Below are 1254 nucleotides of genomic sequence, written 5' to 3' on the forward strand. Positions count from 1 at the left end.
ATGGCAAAAGAAAAGTTTGAACGTTCGAAACCGCACGTAAACGTAGGTACAATCGGCCACGTTGACCACGGTAAAACAACTCTAACTGCAGCAATCACTAACGTACTTGCAAAAGTATACGGTGGTGACGCAAAAGACTTCGCATCAATCGATAACGCTCCAGAAGAGCGTGAGCGTGGTATCACAATCTCAACTTCACACGTTGAGTATGACACACCAACTCGTCACTACGCACACGTAGACTGTCCAGGACACGCTGACTATGTTAAAAACATGATCACTGGTGCTGCACAGATGGACGGCGCGATCCTAGTAGTTGCAGCTACTGACGGTCCTATGCCTCAGACTCGTGAGCACATCCTACTTTCACGTCAGGTTGGTGTACCTTACATCGTTGTATTCATGAACAAATGTGACATGGTTGACGACGAAGAGCTACTAGAGCTAGTAGAGATGGAAGTTCGTGAACTTCTTTCAGAATACGACTTCCCAGGTGACGACCTACCTCTAATCCAGGGTTCAGCGCTTAAAGCACTAGAAGGCGAGAAAGAGTGGGAAGACAAGATCGTTGAGCTTGCAGAAGCACTAGATTCTTACATCCCAGAGCCAGAGCGTGACATCGATAAGCCATTCATCATGCCTATCGAAGACGTATTCTCAATCCAGGGTCGTGGTACAGTAGTAACAGGCCGTGTTGAAGCTGGTATCATCAACGTGAACGACGAAGTTGAAATCGTAGGTATCAAAGAAACTACGAAGACAACTTGTACGGGTGTTGAAATGTTCCGTAAGCTTCTAGACGAAGGTCGCGCTGGTGAGAACATCGGTGCACTTCTACGTGGTACTAAGCGTGACGAAGTTGAGCGTGGTCAGGTTCTTTGTAAGCCTGGTTCAATCAACCCACACACGAAGTTCACTTCAGAAGTATACGTACTTTCAAAAGACGAAGGTGGCCGTCATACTCCATTCTTCAAAGGTTACCGTCCACAGTTCTACTTCCGTACAACTGACGTAACAGGTGACGTACAGTTACCAGATGGCGTAGAAATGGTAATGCCAGGTGACAACATCAAGATGACTGTTGAGCTAATCGTTCCAATCGCGATGGACGAAGGTCTACGTTTCGCGATCCGTGAAGGTGGCCGTACAGTAGGTGCTGGTGTTGTAGCAACTATCGTTGAGTAATATCGACTTTAGTTAATGCCACAAAGCATTAAAAAAACCCGAGCTTAGGCTCGGGTTTTTTGTTTTTAG

At 46.5% G+C, this 1254-nt stretch carries 1 protein-coding gene; it reads left to right on the plus strand.

The features are described 5' to 3' along the window. Nucleotides 1-1185 (plus strand): elongation factor Tu, encoded by a 1185-nt coding sequence (gene tuf, locus C1E24_RS20470; protein WP_138484734.1) that lies wholly within the window; start codon nt 1-3, stop codon nt 1183-1185. Nucleotides 1186-1254 lie beyond the last annotated feature (69 nt).

The sequence above is a fragment of the Pseudoalteromonas phenolica genome, assembly GCF_005876835.1.
In the GTDB taxonomy this organism is placed as follows: domain Bacteria; phylum Pseudomonadota; class Gammaproteobacteria; order Enterobacterales; family Alteromonadaceae; genus Pseudoalteromonas; species Pseudoalteromonas phenolica_B.